The sequence below is a fragment of the Rhodococcus sp. SMB37 genome (assembly GCF_004345605.1).
Lineage (GTDB): Bacteria > Actinomycetota > Actinomycetes > Mycobacteriales > Mycobacteriaceae > Rhodococcus.
The window spans coordinates 127,431-151,213 of sequence record NZ_SLVY01000003.1 but is presented as its reverse complement, the minus strand read 5'-3'; the positions used below and the strand labels follow the sequence as shown (position 1 = coordinate 151,213).

The 23,783-nt window shown below is 66.3% G+C and carries 21 protein-coding genes; 13 read left to right on the top strand and 8 right to left on the bottom strand.

What is annotated here, in order from left to right; genetic code table 11:
• The first annotated feature begins 31 nt into the window (after positions 1-31).
• From EV641_RS06455 to EV641_RS06445, 3 genes are all read left to right on the top strand, one after another.
• A complete protein-coding gene (locus EV641_RS06455; RefSeq protein ID WP_132471197.1) occupies positions 32-1,624 on the top strand; it encodes an FAD-binding protein in 1,593 nt (530 codons plus the stop codon).
• Positions 1,621-1,959 (top strand): ferredoxin family protein, encoded by a 339-nt coding sequence (locus tag EV641_RS06450; protein ID WP_132471364.1) that lies wholly within the window; start codon positions 1,621-1,623, stop codon positions 1,957-1,959. Before EV641_RS06455 ends, EV641_RS06450 begins: the two co-directional genes overlap by 4 nt.
• A 213-nt stretch (positions 1,960-2,172) precedes the next feature.
• The gene (locus EV641_RS06445; protein ID WP_132471196.1) at positions 2,173-3,327 is read left to right on the top strand and encodes an LLM class flavin-dependent oxidoreductase; all 1,155 of its coding nucleotides are present in this window, start codon (positions 2,173-2,175) and stop codon (positions 3,325-3,327) included.
• 59 nt (positions 3,328-3,386) lie between these two features.
• On the opposite strand, the gene EV641_RS06440 is transcribed toward EV641_RS06445, so the two are convergent.
• The 3 genes from EV641_RS06440 to EV641_RS06430 all read right to left on the bottom strand — a co-directional run bounded on the left by EV641_RS06440 (position 3,387) and on the right by EV641_RS06430 (position 6,072).
• Positions 3,387-4,106 (bottom strand): ABC transporter ATP-binding protein, encoded by a 720-nt coding sequence (locus tag EV641_RS06440; protein WP_241996906.1) that lies wholly within the window; start codon positions 4,104-4,106, stop codon positions 3,387-3,389.
• 74 nt (positions 4,107-4,180) lie between these two features.
• Positions 4,181-5,242: an ABC transporter substrate-binding protein gene (locus EV641_RS06435; protein ID WP_158289125.1), complete on the bottom strand. Its 1,062-nt coding sequence runs from the start codon at positions 5,240-5,242 to the stop codon at positions 4,181-4,183.
• On the bottom strand, positions 5,239-6,072 hold the full coding sequence (locus EV641_RS06430) for an ABC transporter permease (protein ID WP_054715288.1): 834 nt from the start codon (positions 6,070-6,072) through the stop codon (positions 5,239-5,241). Before EV641_RS06430 ends, EV641_RS06435 begins: the two co-directional genes overlap by 4 nt.
• A gap of 459 nt (positions 6,073-6,531) precedes the next feature.
• On the opposite strand from EV641_RS06430, the gene EV641_RS06425 reads away from it, so the two are divergent.
• From EV641_RS06425 to EV641_RS06395, 7 genes are all read left to right on the top strand, one after another.
• Positions 6,532-7,293, top strand: a complete 762-nt coding sequence (locus EV641_RS06425; protein WP_054715269.1) for a GntR family transcriptional regulator — start codon at positions 6,532-6,534, stop codon at positions 7,291-7,293.
• Positions 7,290-7,517, top strand: a complete 228-nt coding sequence (locus EV641_RS06420) for a ferredoxin family protein (protein ID WP_054715267.1) — start codon at positions 7,290-7,292, stop codon at positions 7,515-7,517. Before EV641_RS06425 ends, EV641_RS06420 begins: the two co-directional genes overlap by 4 nt.
• A gap of 18 nt (positions 7,518-7,535) precedes the next feature.
• Positions 7,536-8,960: an ABC transporter substrate-binding protein gene (locus EV641_RS06415; protein WP_132471192.1), complete on the top strand. Its 1,425-nt coding sequence runs from the start codon at positions 7,536-7,538 to the stop codon at positions 8,958-8,960.
• Complete coding sequence (locus EV641_RS06410) at positions 8,957-9,799, top strand: ABC transporter permease (RefSeq protein ID WP_132471191.1); 843 nt, start codon at positions 8,957-8,959, stop codon at positions 9,797-9,799. Before EV641_RS06415 ends, EV641_RS06410 begins: the two co-directional genes overlap by 4 nt.
• Before the next feature lie 84 nt (positions 9,800-9,883).
• Entirely contained in the window at positions 9,884-11,032 is a 1,149-nt protein-coding gene (locus EV641_RS06405; RefSeq protein ID WP_132471190.1) for an RNA-guided endonuclease TnpB family protein, read from the top strand.
• A gap of 109 nt (positions 11,033-11,141) precedes the next feature.
• The gene (locus tag EV641_RS06400; protein WP_132471363.1) at positions 11,142-11,870 is read left to right on the top strand and encodes an ABC transporter ATP-binding protein; all 729 of its coding nucleotides are present in this window, start codon (positions 11,142-11,144) and stop codon (positions 11,868-11,870) included.
• A gap of 11 nt (positions 11,871-11,881) precedes the next feature.
• A complete protein-coding gene (locus tag EV641_RS06395; RefSeq protein WP_132471189.1) occupies positions 11,882-14,668 on the top strand; it encodes a fumarate reductase/succinate dehydrogenase flavoprotein subunit in 2,787 nt (928 codons plus the stop codon).
• Here the strand turns inward: EV641_RS06395 and EV641_RS06390 are convergent.
• From EV641_RS06390 to efeU, 4 genes are all read right to left on the bottom strand, one after another.
• Positions 14,663-14,929 (bottom strand): hypothetical protein, encoded by a 267-nt coding sequence (locus EV641_RS06390; RefSeq protein WP_054715804.1) that lies wholly within the window; start codon positions 14,927-14,929, stop codon positions 14,663-14,665. The genes EV641_RS06395 and EV641_RS06390 overlap by 6 nt on opposite strands.
• Before the next feature lie 121 nt (positions 14,930-15,050).
• Positions 15,051-16,292 carry an iron uptake transporter deferrochelatase/peroxidase subunit gene (gene efeB, locus EV641_RS06385; RefSeq protein WP_132471188.1) on the bottom strand — a complete coding sequence of 414 codons (1,242 nt, stop codon included), beginning with the start codon at positions 16,290-16,292 and terminating at the stop codon, positions 15,051-15,053.
• On the bottom strand, positions 16,289-17,428 hold the full coding sequence (efeO, locus tag EV641_RS06380; protein WP_132471187.1) for an iron uptake system protein EfeO: 1,140 nt from the start codon (positions 17,426-17,428) through the stop codon (positions 16,289-16,291). The genes efeB and efeO overlap by 4 nt, the downstream gene beginning before the upstream one ends.
• A gap of 46 nt (positions 17,429-17,474) precedes the next feature.
• Positions 17,475-18,362 (bottom strand): iron uptake transporter permease EfeU, encoded by an 888-nt coding sequence (efeU, locus tag EV641_RS06375; RefSeq protein WP_132471186.1) that lies wholly within the window; start codon positions 18,360-18,362, stop codon positions 17,475-17,477.
• A 623-nt stretch (positions 18,363-18,985) separates the two neighbouring features.
• On the opposite strand from efeU, the gene EV641_RS06365 reads away from it, so the two are divergent.
• Genes EV641_RS06365 through EV641_RS06355 form a run of 3 tightly spaced genes read left to right on the top strand, consistent with a single transcriptional unit; the run spans position 18,986 to position 23,135 of the window.
• Complete coding sequence (locus tag EV641_RS06365) at positions 18,986-20,347, top strand: wax ester/triacylglycerol synthase family O-acyltransferase (protein ID WP_132471362.1); 1,362 nt, start codon at positions 18,986-18,988, stop codon at positions 20,345-20,347.
• A gap of 29 nt (positions 20,348-20,376) precedes the next feature.
• Positions 20,377-22,392: a DUF2232 domain-containing protein gene (locus EV641_RS06360; protein WP_199233161.1), complete on the top strand. Its 2,016-nt coding sequence runs from the start codon at positions 20,377-20,379 to the stop codon at positions 22,390-22,392.
• Positions 22,392-23,135 (top strand): energy-coupling factor transporter transmembrane protein EcfT, encoded by a 744-nt coding sequence (locus tag EV641_RS06355; protein WP_054810015.1) that lies wholly within the window; start codon positions 22,392-22,394, stop codon positions 23,133-23,135. Before EV641_RS06360 ends, EV641_RS06355 begins: the two co-directional genes overlap by 1 nt.
• Before the next feature lie 4 nt (positions 23,136-23,139).
• Here the strand turns inward: EV641_RS06355 and EV641_RS06350 are convergent, their stop codons facing one another.
• Positions 23,140-23,772, bottom strand: coding sequence for a maleylpyruvate isomerase family mycothiol-dependent enzyme (locus tag EV641_RS06350; protein WP_054712829.1), 633 nt, complete (start codon positions 23,770-23,772; stop codon positions 23,140-23,142).
• Between the last annotated feature and the right edge of the window lie 11 nt (positions 23,773-23,783).

The following is a 23,783-nucleotide window of genomic DNA, read 5'->3' as shown; positions in this document are numbered from 1 at the left end:
GGCCGGGCGCGGGATCGGAATGATCTTCGTCATGACCGAACCTCTCGATCTGGCCACCGACGTCCTCGTCATCGGAGGCGGGCCCGCCGGCACCTGGGCCGCACTGAATGCGCGCAAGGCCGGTGCCGACGTGATCCTCGTCGACAAGGGATACTGCGGAACCAGCGGCGCCACAGCACCGTCCGGAACCGGAGTCTGGTACATCGCACCTGACCCGGAGCAGCGGGCGAAAGCCAAAGCGAGCAGGGAAGCGCTCGGCGGGTATCTGGCCGACCACGCGTGGATGGACCGCGTGCTCGACCGCACCTACGAGAACATGCACCTTCTCGGCGACGAGGGGCGCTATCCGTTCCCGGTCGACCCCGACACAGGACACCGGATCCGCACCGGTGTACAGGGCCCCGAATACATGCGGCGCATGCGGGCGTGGGTCCAGCGGCTCGGGGTCCGCATCCTCGATCACTCACCGGCGCTGGAGCTGTTGGTCGACCGCGACGGGGTCGTGCGCGGCGCCGCCGGATACCAGCGGCAGGCCGATCGCGACTACCGGATCACGGCGGGGGCGGTGGTGATCGCCAGTGGAGGTTGCGCGTTTCTGTCCGGTGCGTTGGGTACCAATGTCGACACCGGCGACGGCGCCCTCATGGCCGCCGAGGTGGGCGCCTCCTTCTCCGGTATGGAATTCGCCAACGCCTACGGGATTGCGGCAGCGGGTTCGACGATCACCAAGACCGCGTACTACGGCTACGCGACCTTCTTCCACGCAGACGGCAGCGTGCTCGAGGGCGCGGGATCCAGCAAGGGGCGTTCGATCATCGCGAAGACGTTGCAGAGCGAGCCGGTATCGGCTCAGCTCGATAGGGCGGACGCCGAGGTGCAGCGACAGATGCGGCTCGGCCAGCCGAACTTCTTCCTGCAGTTCGACCGGCGAGGAATCAACCCGTTCACCGACAAGTTCGAGGTGACGATGCTCGCCGAGGGGACCGTGCGTGGTACGGGCGGCATCGACGTCGTCGACGATACGTGCGCGACCTCGGTACCCGGGTTGTATGCAGCGGGGGACGCCGCGACCCGCGAACGCATCTGCGGTGGCTTCACCGGGGGTGGTAGCCACAACGCGGCGTGGGCGATGTCGTCGGGAAGCTGGGCCGGGCGGGGGGCGGCCCAGTTCGCGCGACACGTCGCCGGGGTGCGGGCTCGTGACCTGCACGGGGCCGGTCGCGCTGGGCTGCGACCGGCCCAGCGCACCGAGCTCGACGCCGCTGCAGTGCTCGCGGCGGCGCGCGCCGAGCTGATTCCGTACGAGAAGAACCTCTTTCGGAACGGCGTGGGACTGCAAGAATCGATCGACGAGCTCGAATCACTGTGGACGGCACTCGCATTCGGCCTTACTCCGGGCGTTGGCACGGACCGTATCCGGGCGAGACAGGCTGCGGCGATCACGGCCGTCGGCCGTTGGGCCTACCACTCCGCATCGGCCCGCACCGAGACTCGCGGTATGAGCAAACGCGCGGATCATCCGGATCTCGATCCGGCCCAGCATCATCACATTCTCACCGGGGGCCTCGACGAGGTGTGGACGCGGACCGCTCCGGTGCGCAATTCGGTGTTGGTGGCATCGTGATCGAGATCCTGCTGGCCGATGCGTGCATCGGCTGCGACAAGTGCGTCGACGTGTGCCCGACCGACGTATTCGATCGCACCGAGTCGGGAATCCCGACGATCGCGCGGCAGCATGATTGCCAGACTTGCTTCATGTGCGAGGCGTATTGCCCGACCGACGCGCTGTTCGTGCATCCGCAGTCGACACCACGTGAGGCGCAGGGCAATGACGGCGATCAGATCGGGCAATATCGGGCGCAGATCGGTTGGGGGAGTGGACGGGTCGCGGGATCTCGTGTCGCGGTGGGGCCCGAGCTTCCGCGTGGTGCGCCCCCACCGCGCCTGGTATCGTCGTGATCGTCCGTGCAGCACAACACAGAGGTCACAGCCATGTCCGCCACCGATCGACCGCAGCCCGCGTCGCTGCGCACGGTCTGGCACAGCTGGCGGCTCTATGTGGACCTGTGTCGCACCGGCACCGAGCGCTGTCGAACGTAGGCTCCGCTCGATCACCGTGGTGATCGGGCAAGACGATGCCTGCTCGGTTCCCACACCTCGAGGATTCCTCTCATGTCTCTGTCCTTCCACTGGTTCCTGCCCACCTCCGGCGACAGCCGCTCGATCGTCGGCGGTGGGCACGGCGCCGACCTGCGCGCGAACGCCGGCGACCGTCCCGCGACCCTCGACTATCTCGGCCAGGTCGCCCGTACCGCCGAGCAGCTCGGATTCGAGGCCGCGCTGACCCCGACGGGCCTGCAGTGCGTGGATGCGTGGGTCACCACGGCGATGCTGGTGCCGCAGACCCGGCGACTGAAGTTCCTCGTGGCGTTCCGTCCCGACGCGTTGTCGCCGACGCTGGCCGCGCAGATGGCCACGACATACCAGGAGCACTCCGACGGGCGACTGCTGATCAACATCGTCACCGGTGGTGAGAGCAGCGAACAGCGTGCGTACGGCGATTTCCAGCCGAAGAACGAACGGTATCGGCGCACCGACGAGTTCCTCAGCGTGGTGAGGGGGCTTTGGCGCGGCGATCTGGTGTCGTTGGAGGGCAAGCACGTTCACGTCGAGGGCGCACGGCTCGACAAGACCCCGGCCGTGACACCGACCGTGTACTTCGGGGGGTCGTCGCCCGCGGCGCTTCCGGTGGCCGGCCGGCACGCCGATGTATACCTGACGTGGGGTGAGCCACCGGCCCAGGTTGCGGAGAAGATCGCACGGGTCAGGGCCGCGGCAGCCGAGTTCGGCCGTACGCTGCGTTTCGGCGTCCGCCTGCACACGATCAGCCGCGACACCTCCGAGCAGGCGTGGGACGAAGCTCAACGATTGCTCGACGACATGAACCCCGACGACATCGCGCTCGCACAGGCCGGCCTCGCGGCCAGTGAATCCGAAGGCCAGCGTCGCATGAGCGAACTGCACGGCAGCGCACGACGCCACGACGGTGGTGCCCGCACCCTCGAGATCCACCCGGGTCTGTGGAGCGGAGTCGGATTGGTGCGCGGTGGCGCCGGGACCTCACTGGTCGGCAGCCACACCGAGGTGGCGTCGCTGATCGAGGAATACCGGGCGGCGGGCGTCGACGAATTCGTGCTGTCGGGCGTGCCGCATCTCGAAGAGGCATATTGGTTCGGCGAAGGTGTGCTGCCGATCCTCGAGAGCAGAGGACTGTGGACGCATCCGGATCGAGTCGGTGCCGACCGCAAGCCTGCGTTCGCCCTCTGATCGAGACTCGAACCCGGCCGTGTCCTCGAGCGAGGACGCGGCCGGGTTTCGTGGTGTGATCAGCTGTGCGCGTGGTAGATCGCGCTTGCGATCGTCTCCTTGTATGCGGCGAACTCCGTGGACGTGCGCACGGTGGCCGACCGTCGCTCGTCCGTGGAGTCCTCGGGAAGTTCGATCGGGATGTCCTGCATGATCCGGCCGGGGCGGGCGCTCATCACGAGCACCCGGGTGCCGAGAAGCACGGCCTCGTCGACGCTGTGCGTCACGAACAGGACCGTGCGGTGGTGCTCGCGCCAGATGCTGAGCAACTCGAGCTGCAGTTTCTCGCGGGTCAACGCGTCGAGCGCGCCGAACGGCTCGTCCATCAGGATGATGCGGGGATCGTTGACGAGCACCCGTGCAATCTGGGCGCGTTGCTGCATACCACCCGACAGTTCGTAGGTGCGGCGATCAGCGAAATCGGCCAGCCCGACCATCTCGAGAATGTCCTCGGCCCGCGCGCGACGATCCTCCTTCGACGCCCCGCGCAGGCGCGGTCCGAGTTCGACGTTGGCGCGCACGGACTTCCACGGGAAGAGATTGGGTTTCTGGAACACGACCCCACGTTCGGGTCCGGGGCCGGTGACGACGTCGTCACCGATGCGGATCGATCCGCTCGTGGGCTGCTCGAAACCGGCGAGCATCTGGAGCACGGTCGTCTTTCCGCACCCGGACGGCCCGACCAGACACACGAATTCGCCGGGCTCGATCGTCAGGTCGGTGGTGTCGACCGCGCGCACCGCGGTGGCTCCGTCGCCGTACGCCTTCGAGACCCCGGAGAATTCGACTCGGCCGGGGGCCGTCCGTGTGCCGGTCACTGTTCCGCGACCGCGTTCACTGCGTCGACGTACACACCGTTGCTGTATGTTTCGGGTGCGCTGACCTCGGTGATCTCGCCCTGGCTGAGCAGGAACTCCGCGGTGGACTGCAGGTTGGTTGCCATCGCGCCGCCGAGGTACTCGGGTGAAGCCTGGTCGGAGGCGCGAAGGAACTCGAGCCCCTCGAGCTGCTGAGTTGCCTCGTCGGGGGTGATGCCCAGCTGCACCGCGAGTGCGACGGACGCTTCCTGGGGATCAGTGAGCAGCTGCTCGACGGCCCAGTCCTGCGCGCGCGTCCAGGTCTCCATGAACTCGGGGTTGCTCTCGACGAAATCGCGGGTCGCACCGGCGAGGTCGAAGGTGGGAACACCCTCGGCGGCGGTGTCGGCGCTGGTGAGCAGCACGTGTCCGTCGGTGAGCTGCGACAGGGTGGGCTCCCAGATCCAGGTGCCGTCGATCTCCCCGCTCTGCCACGCTGCGACCGTCGCATCCGGGGCGAGATTGACGAGCGTGACCTGGTCGGTGATGCCCGCCCGATCCAGAGCGGCGAGAAGACTGTAGTGCGCGGTCGACGCGAACGGCGTCGCGATCGTCTTACCGGCGAGCTGTTCGACCGAGGTGATCGCGGGGTCGCGGACGACCAATGATTCGGCGGCGCCGATCACGTCGTGGATCCAGATGACCTGCATGCCGATGTTCAGCGGCGCCGACAATGCCTTCGTGGCTGGACTGGACCCGAGCAGCCCGAGATCGACACTGCCCGAACCGAACGCCTGCACCACGTCGCCGCCCGATGCGAAACGGTTCCACGAAATCGTGGCGTTGGGGAGGCAGGCCTCGAGAATGCCGGTATCCTTGACGAGCAGGTCGCCGTTGGGGATGTCCTGGAACGCGATGCGCGCGTCGGTGGTGACGGATTCGTCGACCTCGAACGGGCAGGCCTGCGAGTCGGAGGACGTGTCGCCGCTGGGCGAGGTCTCACGATCGGACGATACGCAACCCGACAGGAGGGCAGTGGCCGCGATGGCCGCTGAGACGTACAGGACTGTGCGTTTCACGATTTTCCTTTCCACGGCACGGCCAGCACGCCGATCCATTTGATGAGTGCGTCGAGAACCAGAGCGGTGATGCCGATGACGACGATGCACGCGATCGTCAGTGGCGTGTCGAGCTGTGTACCGGAAAGATAGGCGAGACCACCGATACCGGGGATTCCGTTGTTCAGTTCGGCTGCGACCACGGTGGTCCACGCGAACCCGACGGCGATGCGGATCCCGGTGAGAACCTCCGGCGCGGTCGACGGGAGCACGACGTGGGCGAGGACCTGGAGCCGGTTGGCGCCGAGTGACCGGACCGCATTGATGTAATCGCGGGGGACCGAATGGACTCCGTTGATGGTCGCGATCGTGATCGCGGGGAATGCTGCGAGGAACAGCAACCAGATCTTCGATGTGTCGCCGATGCCGAACCACACGATCAGCAGGCCGATATAGCCGAGCGGCGGCAGTGCGCGCAGGAAGTTCAGATAGGGCTCGAGCAGCGTATTCAGTGGCCGCCACATGCCCATCGCGAACCCGAGGAGCGGGCCGACGATGATGGCTGCACCTACACCGGCGAAAATGCGCTGACAGCTTGCGAGTAGGTGTTCCCACAGGAAGTAGCCCTGCTCGCCTTGAACGAGGCGATCGACCCCCGGCGCGACCCGGTGCCATGTGTTGGCCTGGACGAATGCGTCCCACACCGCGCCCGGGGAGGGCAGGAACAGGGGTTTGATCAGGCCGGCGGCAGTGACTGCCCACCATGCGAGCAGGAACACGACCAGCGCGAGCACACGCCCGCCGATACGGCGTAGTTGCCCGGATCGGCGATGCTGAGGTGCGTCGCCCATGTCGGGCGTCACCTTGTCCGTTTCCTGCACAGGCGTCTGCGCGGTGAAACTCATACCGGAACCTCCTGGCCGGACGATCCGGGCCGTACCTTCGAGATGTTCAACCGCACCATCCTCGGGCAGGTCGGCTACCGAGGTCCACAGTTGAAATCGTGACGATTCGAACTACGGCCACAGTGGTTTCCCGCGTGCTACGGATCGAAAAACCTCTCGTTCCGGAAGTGGGGGCGATCTCTCTCGGCACTCGACGAATTCGGATCAGCGTGATTCGAACTCGCGGAATGCATGGCGAGGTGGCGTAATACCGGACTGTGAGTCCGGGTACCTCTATCGATCCGGAACCCTTACCGGCGCAATGTCCCGCGGCTCGATACGGTCACTTGCCGTCGGATCCGGGCTCGATGCCGTCGGCGATATCGTCCTGTTTCGTCCGAATCGAACTTCTCGGGGGAACAGATTATGAGTGACGTCGCGCGGCTGCGCCAACCACGCTCCGACCGGGCGCGACAGGTGTCCGACGTGTTGCGCCGGCAGATCCACGGCGGCGCGTACGAATCGGCATTGCCTGGCGAACAGGACCTCGCGCACGAGTTCGGGGCATCCCGCAACACAATCCGCGCCGCACTGTCCCTGCTCAAGGACGAGGGTCTGATCGATCGGGCGCCGAAAGTGGGAACCCACGTCGTCGGGCGCAAGTACGAACACGGGCTCGACGCACTGCTCGGTCTGAAGGAGACGTTGCGCGGCTACGGTGAGGTCCGCAACGAGGTGAGGGCCGCATCGGTCATCACCGCGCCCCCGGCTGTTGCCCGTCGCCTGCAACTGGACCCGGGCAGTCCCGTCGTCTACGTCGAACGACTCCGCTATCTCGGTGATCTGCCCCTGAGTCTCGACCAGACCTACCTCGAGCCCGAGATCGGAACCGAACTGCTCGAACGCGACCTCGAATGCAATGACGTGTTCGCGCTCATCGAGGAGATCTGCGACCGGCCACTCGGGGGAGCGGACCTCGGGCTCGAAGCGGTCACCGCGGATGCCCATTCCGCTGCGCTCCTGCAGACCTCCGAGCACGCGGCGCTCCTGCTGCTCGAACGCCTCACAGCGCTGGACGACGGGCGTCCCGTAGACCTCGAGTACATCCGCATGCGCGGAGATCGAATCACGATGCGCGGCAGTCTTGCCCGCAGGCCGGAACCGACAGGGTGGGAGATCACCACATGAGTTTGATCAATCAGCGCGCCGACGTACCCGTCACCATCGACGAGTCACTGTGCATCACAGGATGCACGCTGTGCGTCGAGATCTGCCCTCTCGACTCACTCGCCATCAACCCGGAGAACGGGAAGGCATTCATGCACGTCGACGAGTGCTGGTACTGCGGTCCGTGCGCCGCGCGCTGCCCCACCGGCGCGGTCACCGTGAACATGCCCTATCTCCTCCGCTGATCCGAACGGATGAACCACATGAAGCGCACTGTTACGGCGTTCGCGCTCGTTGCTGCCGTCTCGACGACCGCCGCCTGCTCCCTCGAGAACACGGGTGCATCCGACGACACCGTCCGGGTCGTCGTCGGGTACCAGTCGAAGACCATCAACACCGTCACTGCAGGCACATTGCTGCGCGCCCAGGGCTATCTCGAACAGAGGCTGCAGACGATCACGGACTCGACCGGGGTCGAGTACACGGTGGAATGGCAGGACTACGACACCGGCGCCCCCATCACCGCGCAGATGGTTGCCGAGAAGATCGACATCGGGTCGATGGGCGACTATCCGATGCTCATCAACGGGTCTCGGACACAATCGAATCCGAATGCGGGAACCGAGATCGTCTCGGTCACCGGATACAACCCCAAGGGCGCCCTCAATATGGTGGTCGTGCCACCGGAGTCGCCCGTGAGAAGCCTCACCGACCTGGCCGGGCAGAAGATCTCGGCCAGCGTCGGGTCTGCGGGTCACGGGACCCTGGTCCAGGCGCTCGATCGTGCCGGAGTCGATCCGAACACCGATGTCGAGGTCCTCAATCAGCAGCCCCAGGTCGGCTCCTCGGCGCTCGAATCCGGACAGGTGGCGGCGTTGTCGCAGTTCGTGGCCTGGCCCGGGCTGTTGGTGTTCCAGGACAAAGCGCAGCTGTTGTACGACGGAGCAGAGCTGAACGTCCCGACGCTGCACGGTGTGGTGGTGCGCGAATACTACGCAGCCGACCATCCCGAAGTGCTCGATGCCTTCCTGCGCGCACAGCTCGACGCGACCCGGTTCATCCAGACGGAACCGTTGGAAGCCTCACGAATAGTCGCCGAGGACTCGGGCCTGCCGCAGGAAGTCGTGTACCTGTACAACGGCCCGGGTGGCACGTCGTTCGACACCACCCTCAAACCGCATCTGGTCGACGCACTGAAACGCGATGTGCCGTACCTGAAGTCGATCGGCGAATTCGAGGAACTGTCGATCGACGGATTCGTCGACGACGGCCCGTTGCGCACCGCATTCGAGGCCGAAGGACTCGACTACGACGCCACCCTCGCGCAGACGGGCAATCCCGCCGAAGTCACCGGCGCGGACCCGGTGTGCGGTTCCGATGCGACCGACCCGGCCTTGGCAGGAGAGATCTGGTTCGACGGTGCCGACACGACCCAGGTCGCGGCCGACCCGACGTGCCTGCTGCGTGCGGTCAAGCACGCGCGAGCAGCCGGTGAGACGATCCGCGCCGCATACGTTCCGGACGCGGAACTGGGCACCCGCTGGTTTGCTGACAAAGCGCTGTGGGTCCGCGACGGGGAAACCTACTTCCCGTTCATCACTCACGCCGCGGTCGATCGGTATCTCGCGACCAACCCGACCGCCACCGTCGTCGATTACGACACCGCCGTGAACGAGGTGCGACCGTGACCGCTGTCGTCGATACACCCACCGGCCTCGCAGAACAGGAGGCCGTCGACACACCGACGACGAGCCGATGGCGCTCACGCCTGTTGCGCGGTGTGTCCGTGCTGGCCGCGGTCGGAGTGTGGCAGCTCCTCACCGCACACGACGTCCGTGTCTGGCTGCGGTTCGATACGTTGCCGACCGTCACGGACGTCCTCGCAGCCTTCGGCGCGCAACTGCGCGGCGACCTGTTCTACCTCGATCTGGCTCAATCACTCCTCCGCATCCTCACGGGATTCGGTCTCGCCGCCATTATCGGAGTGATCGTCGGTGTGGCACTGGGGCGTTCGGCCATCGCCGCAGACACCATCGGACCGCTTGCGGAATTGGCCCGCCCGATCCCGGCGATCGCGGTGGTGCCCGTCGCGATCCTGCTGTTTCCCAGTGACGAAGCCGGCATCGTGTTCATCACCTTCGTCGCCGCGTTCTTCCCGATCATGGTCAGCACCCGGCATGCGGTGCGTGCACTGCCGACCCTGTGGGAGGACTCGGTGCGCACACTCGGCGGAAGCCGGTGGGATGTGCTGGCACGTGTGGTGCTCCCCGGAATCCTCCCGGGTGTGTTCTCCGGACTGTCCGTGGGGCTCGGAGTGGCGTGGATCTGCGTGATCTCCGCAGAGATGATCTCCGGACGTCTCGGCGTCGGCTACCGCACGTGGCAGGCGTACACGATCGTCGACTACCCCGGAGTGTTCGTCGGGATGATCACCATCGGAGTGCTCGGCTTCGTCACGTCCGGCGCGGTCGAACTGCTCGGCCGCCGAGTCACCCGGTGGCTGCCACGAGGAGAAGAACAGCGATGACCGGAGAACGTAGCGCGCAAGCCTGGTCCTTCAAGGCCGGGATAGCGCATCAATCATGTCGGTGCTCGTGGTTATGGTCCCGCTGTGCAACTTCGATACCAGTACCGCGTCTACCCGACGCCCGGCCAGCAGAACATGCTGGCCCGGTCGTTCGGGTGCGCGCGGGTGGTATTCAACGATGCGCTGCGCGCCCGCCAGGACGCGTATGCGGCCGGGGTGACACTCTCGGACACCGACGTGCAGAAGCAGGTCGTCACCGCAGCGAAGAAGACCCCGCAGCGGGTATGGCTTTCCGAGGTGGCGTCGGTGGTGTTGATCCAAGCCTGCCAGGATGCGCGGCGTGCGTACCGGAACTGGTTCGATTCACTGACCGGGAAGCGGAAGGGGCGCAAGGTCGGGGCGCCGCGGTTCCGGTCCCGCAAGGACACTCGGCAGGCGATCCGGCTCACCCGCAACGGCTTCAGTATCCGAGGCAACCGGAAGTTGTATATCGCCAAGGTCGGCGAGGTGGAGGTGGCGTGGTCGCGGGAGTTGCCGTCGGTACCGTCGAGTGTGTCGATCATCAAGGACGCGGCGGGTCGTTATTTCGCGTCGTTCGTGGTCGAAACGACCGACGATCCGTTACCGGAATGCGATGCGGAGGTGGGGATCGACCTGGGTTTGACGACGTTCGCGGTGCTCTCGGATGGGAAGGTCATCGAGTCCCCGAAGTTCTTCCGCCAGGCCGAACGGCGGTTGAAGAAGGCGCAGCAAGCCTTGTCCCGCAAGGACAAGGGCAGCAAGAATCGGGCCAAGGCACGTATCCGCGTCGCCAAGGCTTACGCGAAGGTCACCGATGCCCGCAAGGATTGGGCGCACAAGCAGTCCACGGCGATCGTCCGCGAGAACCAAGCGGTGTTCGTCGAGGACTTGTGTGTCACCGGGCTGGCGCGAACGAGGTTGGCGAAGTCGGTGCACGATGCCGGGTGGGGCATGTTCACTCGGATGGTGGAGGAGAAGGCCGCCCGGTATGGGCGCGTCTTCGTGAAGGTGGACCGTTTCTACCCGTCGAGTCAGATCTGCTCGACGTGCGGGGTACTCGACGGGCCGAAACCACTCTCGGTTCGGGAGTGGCAGTGCGCGGCGTGTGGTGCGGTCCACGACCGCGACGTCAACGCTGCGAAGAACATCCACGCCGCAGGACGTGCGGAGTGGTTAAACGCCTGCGGAGGGGCTGTCAGTCTTTCCGTCTAGCGGGAAGCGAGCCCCTGTGAAACAGGAACCCACCGGAGTGGCGCGCAGCGCCTCAGGAGGAATCCCGGTTGTTCACGGCCGGGAGGACGTCAACAGTGTGATCAGCGGAATGACCCTCGACCTGGACGACGTCACCCTCTCCTACACGGGCACGCCCGTCGTTCGGCGGCTGTCCCTCGAGGTACGACCAGGCGAGATCCTCGTGCTCACCGGAGCGTCCGGCTGCGGTAAATCGACGGTCCTGCGTGCACTCGCAGGTCTGCTCGTCCCGGACTCCGGAGAAGTGCGCGCGGACGGAATGCCCGTCACCGGAACCGACCGCGACCGCGCCGTCGTCTTCCAGGACAACGCACTGCTGCCATGGCGCACCGTCCGCAGCAACATAGAACTCGCACTGTCGCTGCGCGGCGAACCGCGAGCGGGTCGACGCGAGGCAGCCGACAGGTGGATCGAGGAAGTCGGTCTCACCGGATTCGGCGACTACCTACCGAAATCATTGTCCGGCGGCATGCGTCAACGCGTCCAACTCGCACGGGGGCTGGCCGGAGCGCCACGCGCGGTGATGATGGACGAACCGTTCGGAGCCCTCGACAGCCAGACACGCGGCGCCATGCAGCGCCTGCTCATCGACACATGGCGCACCCACCCGACCACCGTCGTCTTCGTCACTCACGACGTCGACGAGGCGGTGCTGCTCGGCGACCGCGCGGCCGTGCTGGGACGAGGCGGAGAGCTACGCGAACTCCTCGACGTCCCGCACCCGCGCGTGGCCGACGCAGCGGACCGTCCCGACACACGCGCCGTGCGCAGCGCACTGCTCGCCGCGCTCGAGCACTGAGGAGAACACCGATGGACATACCGGATCTTGATGATGCTGTGCGGCTCGACTGCGATGTGCTGGTGATCGGAGGCGGCACCGCCGGAACGATGGCCGCGCTCACCGCCGCCGAGAACGGCGCGAACGTGCTGTTGCTCGAGAAGGCGCACGTGAGGCACTCGGGTGCCCTCGCGATGGGGATGGACGGGGTCAACAACGCCGTCATTCCCGGTAAGGCGGTGCCCGAGGACTACGTCGCCGAAATCACCCGCGCCAACGACGGCATCGTCGACCAGCGCACCGTCTATCAGACCGCCACCCGTGGCTTCGCGATGGTGCAGCGACTCGAGAAGTACGGCGTGAAGTTCGAGAAGGACGAATACGGCGAGTACGCGGTGCGACGCGTGCATCGCTCGGGGTCGTACGTGTTGCCGATGCCGGAGGGCAAGGACGTCAAGAAAGCCCTCTACCGGGTGCTTCGGCGCCGGAACATGCGGGAGAAGATCCGTATCGAGAACCGGCTCATGCCCGTGCGCGTCCTCACCGCAGACACCCCGCAGGGTCGACGCGCCGTCGGTGCGGCCGCGCTGAACACCCGGACCGGGGAGTTCGTCGCGGTGGGCGCCAAAGCGGTGATCCTCGCGACCGGACCGTGCGGCCGGCTCGGACTCCCCGCGTCCGGATACCTGTACGGGACATACGAGAACCCCACCAACGCCGGCGACGGGTACTCGATGGCCTACCACGCGGGTGCAGAACTGAGCGGCATCGAATGCTTCCAGATCAACCCGCTGATCAAGGACTACAACGGCCCCGCCTGCGCGTACGTTGCGAACCCGTTCGGCGGATACCAGGTGAACGCGCTGGGGGAGCGATTCGTCGACTCGGACTACTGGTCCGGGCAGATGATTTCGGAGGTGCAACGCGAGATCGAATCGGCGCGGGGACCGATCTATCTGAAGGTCAGTCACCTTCCGGAGGAAACCCTCGATTCGCTCGAGTCGATCCTGCACACCACAGAGCGACCCACGCGCGGGACATTCCACGAGAACCGTGGACACGACTACCGCACGCACGACATCGAGATGCACGTCTCCGAAATCGGCCTGTGCAGTGGGCATTCGGCGTCGGGTGTGTGGGTGGACGAACACGGCGCGACCAGCGTGCCGGGGCTCTACGCCGCGGGCGATCTGGCATGCGTGCCGCACAACTACATGATCGGGGCATTCGTCTATGGCGACCTCGCCGGAGCACACGCAACCGGCACCCTCGACGACGTGCCGCCGCCGACGGATCTGCCCGCCGACCAGCTCGCGGAGGCCCACGAGCTGATCTACCGGCCGCTGCGACATCCCGATGGCCCGCCGCAGCCCCAGGTCGAATACAAGCTGCGTCGGTTCGTCAACGATTACGTCGCACCGCCGAAGACCGGCGCGAAACTGTCCATCGCGGTGGAGACGTTCGATCGCATGACCCACGAGATCGCAGAGATGGGCGCACGCACACCGCACGAGCTGATGCGGTGCGCCGAGGTCGCTTTCATCAGGGACTGCGCCGAGATGGCCGCGCGCAGTTCGCTGGTGCGCACGGAGAGCCGATGGGGGCTCTATCATGAGCGCGCCGATATCCCGGAACAGAACGACAGCACATGGGGCTATCACCTGAACCTCCGGCGCGGAGCCGATGGGTCGATGGAATTTCTCAAGCGTCCGGTCGCGCCCTACCTGGTGCCGGTCCCCGAATACGATCACCTCCCGCCGGTCGATCGGTCGGTGATTCCGATCGCGGCACCCGAGATCCGGGTCGGTCGCGCCCCGAGCGTCGAACGTGAGCGGGCGACGGCGCAGCCGGAGCAGGCGGTGTCGCTGGAGCAGGCGGTGTCGCCGCAGATCGTGGCACTGTTGAACCTGGACGAGCCCACGCTCACCGACCTGCAGGCGTATCTGCAGAGCGATGATCCGCAGGTGCGGGCAACCGCGGTGTCGGTGCTGACGGAGAACACACCGGAGGGATTCTCCGTGGCGCTGATCGAGGCGCTGGGAGACCCAGGCCCGGCGGTGCGCCGCACCGCGGCCGAGGGTGTGCGGGAACTCGTGGAAGTCCTGCCGGAGGTGGAGAGGATCGCCGCATACCTCCGCTCGGCCGATCCGCTGGTTCGTGCGACGGCCGTCGACGTGCTGCGTTCCCGGCATGCCGGGCGGCGCGAACAGTTCCTGGAGGCGGTCGCGGATCCCGATCATCGCGTGCGGGTCGAGGCGATCCGCGCATTGGTCTCATTGGACGAGTGGAAAGCGGTCGCCGACGCGTCTGCGGACCCCAATCGTGAAGTCCGTGTCGTCGTCGCCCACGGACTCGCCACCATCGGGAGGGGAGGCGCAGAGTCCGTTCGCGCGCTCGCCGAGGATACCGACCCGCTGGTGCGGGCGGCCGCGCTGACCGCGTTCGCGTCGCTCGGATGTGGAGAGCAGGATGCAGGCACGCTCGTGAAGGGGCTACGGGAATCAGCGTGGCAGGTGCGTCAGGGCGCTGCGCGCGGGCTGGCCGGGGCCGATCCGGATCTTGCTGTCGACGTGCTGGCAGGAGCGCTCGAGGATGTTCATCTCGACGTGCGCAAAGCGGCTGTGTTGTCGTTGATGCAGTGGTCGGCGACACCGGAGGCGAGAGACGCATTGACCGGCGCCCTCGACGATGTCGATGCCGATGTGCGGGCGTACGCGCGCCGAGCCCTCGTCGTTGAGGGGGCGGGTGCGCCCGTCGGTCGAGGAGGTGGATCCGCGCCCGGAATCCCCGGGCTCGGATCCACACCATGCACTCTATGAGGAGAGATGCGCAGCCGAGTAGGCGTCCTTGATCGCGTCGAGCGCGCTAGTGCAGGGGATGTGAGCCTTGCGAACCTCGGCGACCACCTCCGCCTCGTCGGCCAGGACGCTGCTGGCTGCAACCGCCCACACGACCTTGCCCGGGTCGAACTTACGGGTGGAGACCCAGCCTCGCTGCGGAGCAAGTTCGCGCAGCGTGCTCCAGTGCGCGATCTCATTTGCGTCCGGACGTCCGATGAACAGCAACTGCTCGTGTGCCACGGTGAACCCCTTTGTTCTGCATGCCTCGATAGGAGTGTCGTCCAGTGTGTTCTTTTCGTTACATTGCGCTCGGACGAAATTTGTGCCTGGGCCAGGACTCGGGGAATGTCCTGGCCTCAGGTCAGGCCTCGAAGAGAGTCTGGCCCCAGTACTCGTTCTCGCCGGGACCGGGCGGGCACGCGAACACCGCCGATCCGACGTGCTGGATGTATTCGTTGAGAGCGTCGGACCGGGCAAGCGCGAGTTGCATCGGCACGAACTGGGTCAGTGGGTCGCGACAGAAGGCGATGAAGAACAAACCAGCATCGAGATGGCCGAAGCCGTCGGACCCGTCGGTGAAGTTGTAACCGCGACGCAGGATCTCGATGCCACCGAGATGTTGCGCCGACGCGAGCCGGACGTGCGCGGTGGTGGGGATGAACGGCCCGTCGGGACCGTTGGATTCGAGATCGAGTTCGTCGAACTCGTGGGTCTTCCCGAGCGGTGCGCCCTCTCTCTTGTCTCGCCCGATGACCGCTTCCTGCTCGCCGAGCACCGCACGATCCCACTGTTCGATGAGCATCCGGATGCGTCGCGCCACGAGATACGTGCCGCCGCCGAGCCAGGGCTGATCATCTGCGGGTGCGATCCATACCGACCGGTCGAGTGCGGCAGGATCCTCGGCTTTGAGGTTGTTCGTTCCGTCCTTGAATCCGAACAGGTTCCGCGGCGTCGTCTGCGATGTCGACGTCGACGAGGTCCGCCCGAAACCGAGTTGCGACCAGCGCACCGATGCGGTTCCGAACGCGACGCGTGCGAGATTGCGGATTGCGTGCACCGCGACCTGCGGGTCGTCGGCGCACGCCTGGACGGCGATGTCACCGCCGCCACGCGTCGGGTCGAGATTGTCGGCCGGGAAGTGCGGGAGGTCTTCGAGTGCTGTGGGTCTGAGGTGGGCGAGCCCGAATCGGTCGTCGAACAGGGACGGACCGAATCCGATGGTGAGTGTGAGGTGCGATGCGCCGAGGTCGAGTGCTTCACCGGTATCGCTCGGTGGACGATAGGCGCCGTCGCCTGTCGCACCGTCCTCCGTGGCCTCGAGGCCGGCGGTCATCCGGTCGGCCATCTCGGTCCACGTCTTCAACAGCGCGATCAACGCGTCACGGTTGTCGGTGGTGACATCGAACGCGACGAAATGCAAGCGGTCCTGCGCCGGAGTGACCACCCCGGCCTGATGTGCCCCTCGAAACGCGACGACACCGTCGGTCGTGTCGGATTCGGGTGCGGTGGCTCTGCCGATCACCGCACCCGCTCCTGCGATCACCGCCCCGGCCCCCACCACGCCGAACAGTCGGCGGCGGGTAATCCCCGGGTTCTCGGTCATTGCCCCGATGCCTCCGCAACAACACCCTGAACCTTGCTGACTTCAGCGGACAGTGCGTCGAGCAAGCGGGACAGTTCTTGACGCTGCGGTGCGGTCACCGTGTCGTAGGAGACGAACCCTTCGCCTTCCCGATACTGCTGCAGGGCTGCATCGAGGTCGGCGAACCGACTGTCGATCACCGGTCCGAGTTCTGGATCCTGCTCGTCGAGGACCGGACGCAGAGCGGCGATCGCAGCCTGCGAACCGTCGACATTGGCCTGGAAATCATAGAGATCGGTGTGAGAGAAAATGTCCTCCTCGCCGGTGATCTTCGAGGTGGAGATCTCGTCGAGGAGGCCCTGTGCGTCGCCCGCGATGCGGGTGGGATCGATCATGTAGTCCTCTGCATTCACCAGGTCCGCGAGCTCCTGGATGTCGACCACGAGCTGATCGGCAATGGCGTTCGTGTCGGGCTGGGGCCCGTCGACCCACAGGTCCTTCTCGATGCGGTGGAAGCCCGTCCATTCCTGACCGGGTTCGAGGTCGGCCTCGCGCAGGTCGAGGCGCGGATCGAGGTCGCCGAAGCTTTCGGCCTCGGGCTCGATGCGTTCGTAATATGTGCGGGTCAAGGGGAACATCCGCTTGGCTTCGTCGACATTGCCGGCCTTGACCGCGGCAACGAACTCGCCGGTGGTGGTCACCAACGCCTCGGTCTGGCTTCGGATGTAGCGGCGGTAGCCGTCGGCGGCCTCGGCGAGTTTCCCGTCGGCGTCGGTTGCCGCCTGGGAGTCTCCGGTGACGGTGATCGGCTGGCGGACACCGTCGCCCACCATGCCCGGCCTGCATGAGAGCTCGTACTCACCGGCTTCGGGGATACTGACGATGAGCTGCCGAGTCAGGCCCGGGCCGATGTTCTCGACCTCACCGAGCGCGCGGTCGCCCGTGGCGAACACGTAGAACTCGGTGACCTTGGTGCCGTTGTTGGTGATGGCGAAGGTCGAATGGCCGGTGACGCCCTCTGCCGTCGATACGTCGCAGGACGTGTCGGTGGCCGTCACCGTGATCGCATCGGTGTCGGGCGACGCTTTTTCCGTGCATCCGGCAAGGACCAACGGCAGCAGGGCGGCAGCCCTGACGCAGTAGAGGGAACGACGCATATTCGTACCTTTCGAGCGAGCGCACACGGATCGCGGACGGGCGAAATCAGGGGGTGGCGGCGGCCTGCGACGGGCGGATCTGCTCCTCGACCGTGAGCGGCCTCAGGAACAGGAACAGGACGACGACCAGGTACAGGAGCCACGCGGTGAACTGCAGGACCGTCGGATCGGGGCGGAGGTTGAAGATGCCGCCGAGGACCGTTCCGTACCAGCTGCCGGCGTCGTAGGTGTCGGACACATCGAAGGCAAGGGACGTGCCACCGGGCAGTACCCCGCCGATCTGCAGTGCACGCACGCCGTAGCCGAGGATCCCTGCCGCCACGACCACGAGGAACGCTCCGGTGAAGATGAAGAACTTCGCCATGTCGATTCGGATCGCGCCGAGATACATCAACACGGTGATGCCGGCGGCGGCGGCGATTCCGAGCAGGAGCCCGATGAGCGGCCACGGGCTACCGGCGGTGTTCTCGGCGTAGCCGACCATCAGCAACGCGGTTTCGAGACCTTCACGGCCGACCGCGAAGAACGACAGGGACAGCACTGCGACCGGTCCGACGACCAGCGCCTTCTCCATGCCGGACTTCAGGTTGCCGGAGATCGTCCGGGCAGCCTTACGCATCCACAGCACCATGGTCGTGACGATCACGACCGCGATGAGTGAGGCGATGCCCGCCGCGATCTCGGCGGCCAGACCGTCGAGCGTGTTCGTCCCGAAATGGATGATCAGGAACGTGGCAGCGACCAACGCGACAGCGATCCCGACGCCGAGCCACACCCATTTGAGGGCATCGCGTCGTTCGGATTTGACGATGAACGCTACGAGGATCATGACGACGATGCCGGCTTCGAGCCCTTCGCGGAGGCCGATGAGCCCGGACCCCACCAGCTGAGTGGCAATGGACGGTGCATCGGAGCCTGCAGCCAGAGCGGACATGGAGCAACTCCCGTACTGAGGTGAGCCGACCCTCACTGAGTCGCGCGGACAAGAACATACACCCATCGGCCACCTCTGTGGGAGGGGCTTTCGTGCTATTACCTGCGCATTACCGAGCTGGAGCGCTCCATTACTCGTCTGTGCTGTGCTGTGCTGTGCTGTGCTCTGCCGTCGACCGCATGCGTCGCACGACGGCGTAGGCAACGTCCGAGTGAGTACAGGGTCCGAGTGAGTACTGGCCGAGTGCCCCGACCTCCGATCCGAGTGCGGTCCAGCCGAGCGCCCCGAACAGAGTGAAGCTGCCCAGGCTCGCGGCGAACCCACGATAGGGCGGTCACGCGGAACATATCGGGGGAGCGGTGGCGGTGGAGGGGCGCGGGCTACGGGACATATGGACCTCGATGTGTCCCGTAGAGGGCAAACCGGGCAAAAGGCTGAGCGACTGTCCGAATGAGGCCCTTCGGCACTCTGGCGCCAGGTCACGGAACGGCGTAGTAATAGTGACGTTTCACATATCGTGCGCGGGGGCGCCGTGGAGAAACGATCACGGTCGGGTCGCAGGGGGCCCGCCAACAGCATGCTCGCGAATGCGAGCGGAGGTAAGCGTGCACGTTCGACTGCCGATGTCGCCGACCGACTCGATGTTCCTCCTCGGAGAGTCACGCGAACACCCCATGCACGTGGGTGGACTCATCCTCTTCACACCACCGGACGGCGGCGACGCACCTGATATGCGTGCGGCATTCGACAGGGCGTTGGGTGAACCCGACGCCGACCCACTGTGGAGTCGGCGTCCTGTGCGCTCCCTTGCGACTCTCGGGCAGTGGGCGTGGGAAGAAGACGAGCACTTCGATCTGTCCCACCACGTGCGCTACGACGCCTTGCCCACACCCGGTGGCCTCGACGAACTGTGGAATCTCGTGTCGAGACTGCACGGCACCCTGCTGAACCGTGACCGGCCGCTGTGGGAGATGCACCTCATCGAAGGTCTCGCGGACGGTCGATACGCGGTCTATACCAAGATCCACCACGCGCTGGCCGACGGCGTGGGTGCAATGAAACTGCTCCGTCGCGCGATGAGCGCCGATTCGGAGCGTACCGACATGCCCGCCCCGTGGGCACCGATGGACGCACTGGTGCCGACTCGACCCGAGGGGGCTTCGCGTGCGCTGCAGGAGTCCGTGATCGCGGCGGCACGGACCGTGGCCTCCGAGGCATTAGGCCTCGTGCCCGCGCTGACCGGGACGGTCGACAGAGCAGTGCGCGGCCGGGGCGGGTCCCTGTCGCTCGCGGCACCGAACACCGTCGTCAACGTCCCTATCAGCGGTGCACGCCGATGCGCGGGACGGTCATGGCCTCTGAAAAGACTCCGCGCGGTCGCTACCGCAGCCGGTGCCACCGTCAACGATGTCGTGCTCGCGATGTCCTCAGGAGCGTTGCGTTCATTCCTGCTCGACCAGCACGCCCTGCCCGACAGGTCGCTCGTGGCGATGGTCCCGGTGAGTCTGCGACCGGACAAACAGTGTTCCGAAAACCAGGTGGGCGTGCTCATGTGCAACCTCGCCACCGACACCGTGGATCCGGTCGAGCGACTGACGACGATCCGCGAATCCACGACCCAGGGCAAAGATGCGATGCGCGGCATGCCATCGGTGTCGCGGCTGGCGACCAGTGCACTCGGTGTCGCGCCGCTCGCGGTGGGCATGGTCACGGGGAACCGTGCGCTGCCGCGGCCGCCGTTCAACATCATCGTGTCGAATGTGTCCGGTCCTGCTCACCCGCTGTATTGGAACGGCGCGCGCGTCGACGCGGTGTATCCGCTGTCGGTGCCCGTCGATGGGCAGGCCCTGAACATCACGTGTACGAGCACCGACGACGATATCGCGTTCGGTCTGACATCCTGCAGTCGCGCCGTACCGAGGCTCGAACCTCTGCTCGATCGTCTCGACGCCGAACTCGACGCTCTGGAGCGAGCTTTCGAGTAGCACTGCGTAGGGCTGGCAGACTGGGCCCAGTGAACGCGGCGACCAGACCCAGAACCAGAGGACCACTTCGACCGCCCGAGCTTGCCGCCGCGGCAGTGTTCGGAGCGCTCACTGCGGTGTTGTCGGTGGTCGCGGGGTTGATTCCGGTGGGGATCGCGCAGGTGCTGGTCGCGCTGCCCGTCGCGTTCCTCGCCATCACAGGTCGCGTGCGCACCGTCATCGCTGCCACCACTGCAGCGGGTGTCGTGGCGCTGATCGCAGGTGGGCCGTTCGCGGTCGCGGCAGTGGTGCTGCTCGCATCGATCGGCACGCTTGTGGGGTTCGCACAACGCCGCTGGGGACGATCGGCGGTATTCGTCATCTTCGCCTGTTCGGTACCGATGGGTGTGGCAGTGGCCGCGGCGGTCGTCGGGCTGCTGGTCGTCTTCGAACAGACCCGTATCCTGCTGCTGGAGGCACTGGTCAACACCATGCGCGGCGTGCTGACCACGTTCGAGGCAGCCGGGTCCGATCCGGAGCTGAGCCGCGTGGTGAACGAGACCATCGACTTCCTCGTGACCTACTGGTGGCTGTGGATCGGCAGCGCCGTCGTCCTCGGAGTGGTCGGGACAGCACTGCTGGCATTCGGGGTCTTCGCATCCGTCGCACGGCGCAGCACCTGGCCTCGTCAACAGGCGGGATGGCCGGAACGGACCACCGAACGTGAACCCGGCCCGCTGCCCGTGAAACTGAACTCGGTCTCCTACCGCTACCCGAATGCGACCGTCGACGCGCTGTGCGCCGTCGACCTGACGATCACCGAAGGCGAGTTCGTCGCGGTTGTCGGCGCCAACGGCTCCGGCAAATCGACACTGGCCCGCATCCTGGCAGGCCTCGACCCCACATCGGGTTTCGTCGATCGGCCCGGCCCCGTGGGGCTCGGCGCGCCGGACGGGACAGTGCTGGTCTTCCAGCATCCGGAGGCCCAGGTGCTCGGCCGCACGGTCGGTGAGGACCTGCGCTGGGGAACGAGCAGCGACATCGACATCGACGCCCTGCTCGTCCGCGTCGGACTCGAGGGCATGACCGACCGCGCCACCGAAGATCTCTCCGGCGGGCAGCAACAGCGACTGGCATTGGCCGCCGCACTCGCGCGCTCACCGAAACTGCTCATCGCCGACGAGATCACCGCGATGGTGGACGCCGACAGCCGCACCGCGCTGATCGGCCTGCTCGGGGAGATCGCCGCCGGCGGCACCACCGTCGTGCTCATCACCCACCTCGACGACGAAACCGCACGGGCCGACCGCGTCGTACATCTGGAACGGGGACGCATCGTCGGCCCGTCCGCTCCCACACCGCGGCGCGAGGCGATCCCTGCCGCCCCGCCGGCGCAATGGCTCCCGGCCCTCGAACTCCGCGAGGTCACCCACACGTATGCGGCGCGCACGCCGTGGGCGCACACCGCATTGCGCAATGTATCGCTGACCGTCGGTCGGGGGGAGGGGGTCCTGGTAGTCGGCGCCAACGGGTCGGGCAAGACCACCCTGGCATGGACCATCGCGGGTCTGCTGCGACCCACGAGCGGCACATGCACCGTGCACGACACTCCCACCGCGAACGTGCGCGGCGAGGTCGGACTCGTGTTCCAGCAGGCACGGCTACAGCTTCAACGCCCCACCGTGGCGCGCGAGATCTCCGAGGTCGCGGGTCTGGACCGCACCGACCACCGGTATGTCGCTGCTGTCCTGAAGCGGGTGGGATTGAGCGTCGACCTCGCGGTTCGACCCATCGATCAGCTCAGCGGCGGCGAGATGCGACGCGTCGCGATCGCCGCGCAACTGTCGCGGGCACCGCGTGTGCTGGTGCTCGACGAGCCCCTCGCGGGCCTCGACACCGCGGGCCGACACGAACTGATCTCGATCCTGGTGTACCTGCGGACCGTCGAACACGTCACGATCATCGTCATCTCCCACGACCTGCACGGCATGGAAGAGGTGTGCTCGCGCACCGTGGTACTCGAGGACGGCACCGTCGTCGATGACGGAACGAAGGCGGTCGCGTGATGAAGAAGCAACGTCAGCGTCGCCCCCTGATCCTGCTGCGACCGGTTCCGCGCGAGACACCCCTGCACCGCGTGTGGGCGGGCACGAAAGTGATTGCTGCCGCGGTGCTGTCGGTGGTGGTGAGCTTCCAGCCGTCGTGGGCCGGACTCGGCGTCATCGTCGCCGTGCTCCTCGCGGGTCTGCTCGTCGCGCGGATACCGCGCGGGGTGGTGCCGACCATCCCATGGTGGGTGTTCGCGTTCCTCGTCTTCTTCGGGGTCATCAATGCGATCGGTGGAGGTATCGACACGTACATCCGCGCGACGCTGCTGGGCATCGCACTGTTGGTTCTTGCGTCGCTGGTGGGGTGGACGACGCGGTTGTCGGAGCTCGTCGACGCCCTCCCGGTCCTCCTGGCGCCCCTGCGCCTGGTGCGTATCCCGGTCGACGAATGGGTGACCACCTGCGCGTTGGCGCTGCGGGTGCTGCCGTCGATCCGCGGGGAGCTGCGCATGTTGTTCGCGGCGCGACGCCTGCGGGGGCGGGCCGGCATACCGTCGCCGCGTGGTTCGTGGAACGAGGTCATCGACGCGGTGGGCGCGGTGGCGTCGGTGTCGATGCGGCAGGTGCGTGATCTCGGGGACGCTCTGTCGGTGCGGGGCCCTCGACCCGTTGCGCGGACATGGCCCCGACTCGGGATGGGTGATCTGGTTGTGGTGATCGTCTTGGTCGCCGCGTGTATCGCGGTGGGGCTTCTGGGGTGAGCTGTTACGAACAGCGCGCGCGAAGCATTTCCGCACCGGGCCCGGTGAGGTCGTCGCAGTAGGCGCCGCGACCTGCGATTGCCATGGTCAACGACAGTGTCGGACCGCTGACTTCGAGCCCTGAACCCGTGGTGTAGTCACTGTCCGTTGCGGTCAGTCGCAGCCCGTCGGCCGCGGTTCCGCTGTTCACCGCGAAGTCTTTTCGCGCATAGAAGCGTGCGACTTCTGTGGTTACCTCGATGGCCGGTGCGCGGGGGATGCCGAGGGGGCGACGAATGTCCTGTGCGTGCACGACCACCTCACCCAGCCATGCCGCGGTCGGGCCGAGCGGAGCTGTGGTGCTGGTGAGCACCCGTCGAAAGTTCGCGAAGGTGTCGTCGGGTGTGGTGCCGAGGTGCTCTGCAAGTCGTCGTGCGTTGTGGAGGTCGGTATCGAAGCGGGCGCCGAGGACACTTGCGACCCACCGCAGAGGTCCCACACTTGCGACCGCGGTGAGATGTGCAACGACCTGCTCGACCGTCCACTCACCGCACAGTGACCGACACGCCCACTGGGCGGAATCGAGTTCTGCGAGGTCGTCCGCCAGCGCCGACCGTTCGGCGTGCACCAGCCTCCAGAGTTGATCGTGGTCGGTCACGCTGGTGACAA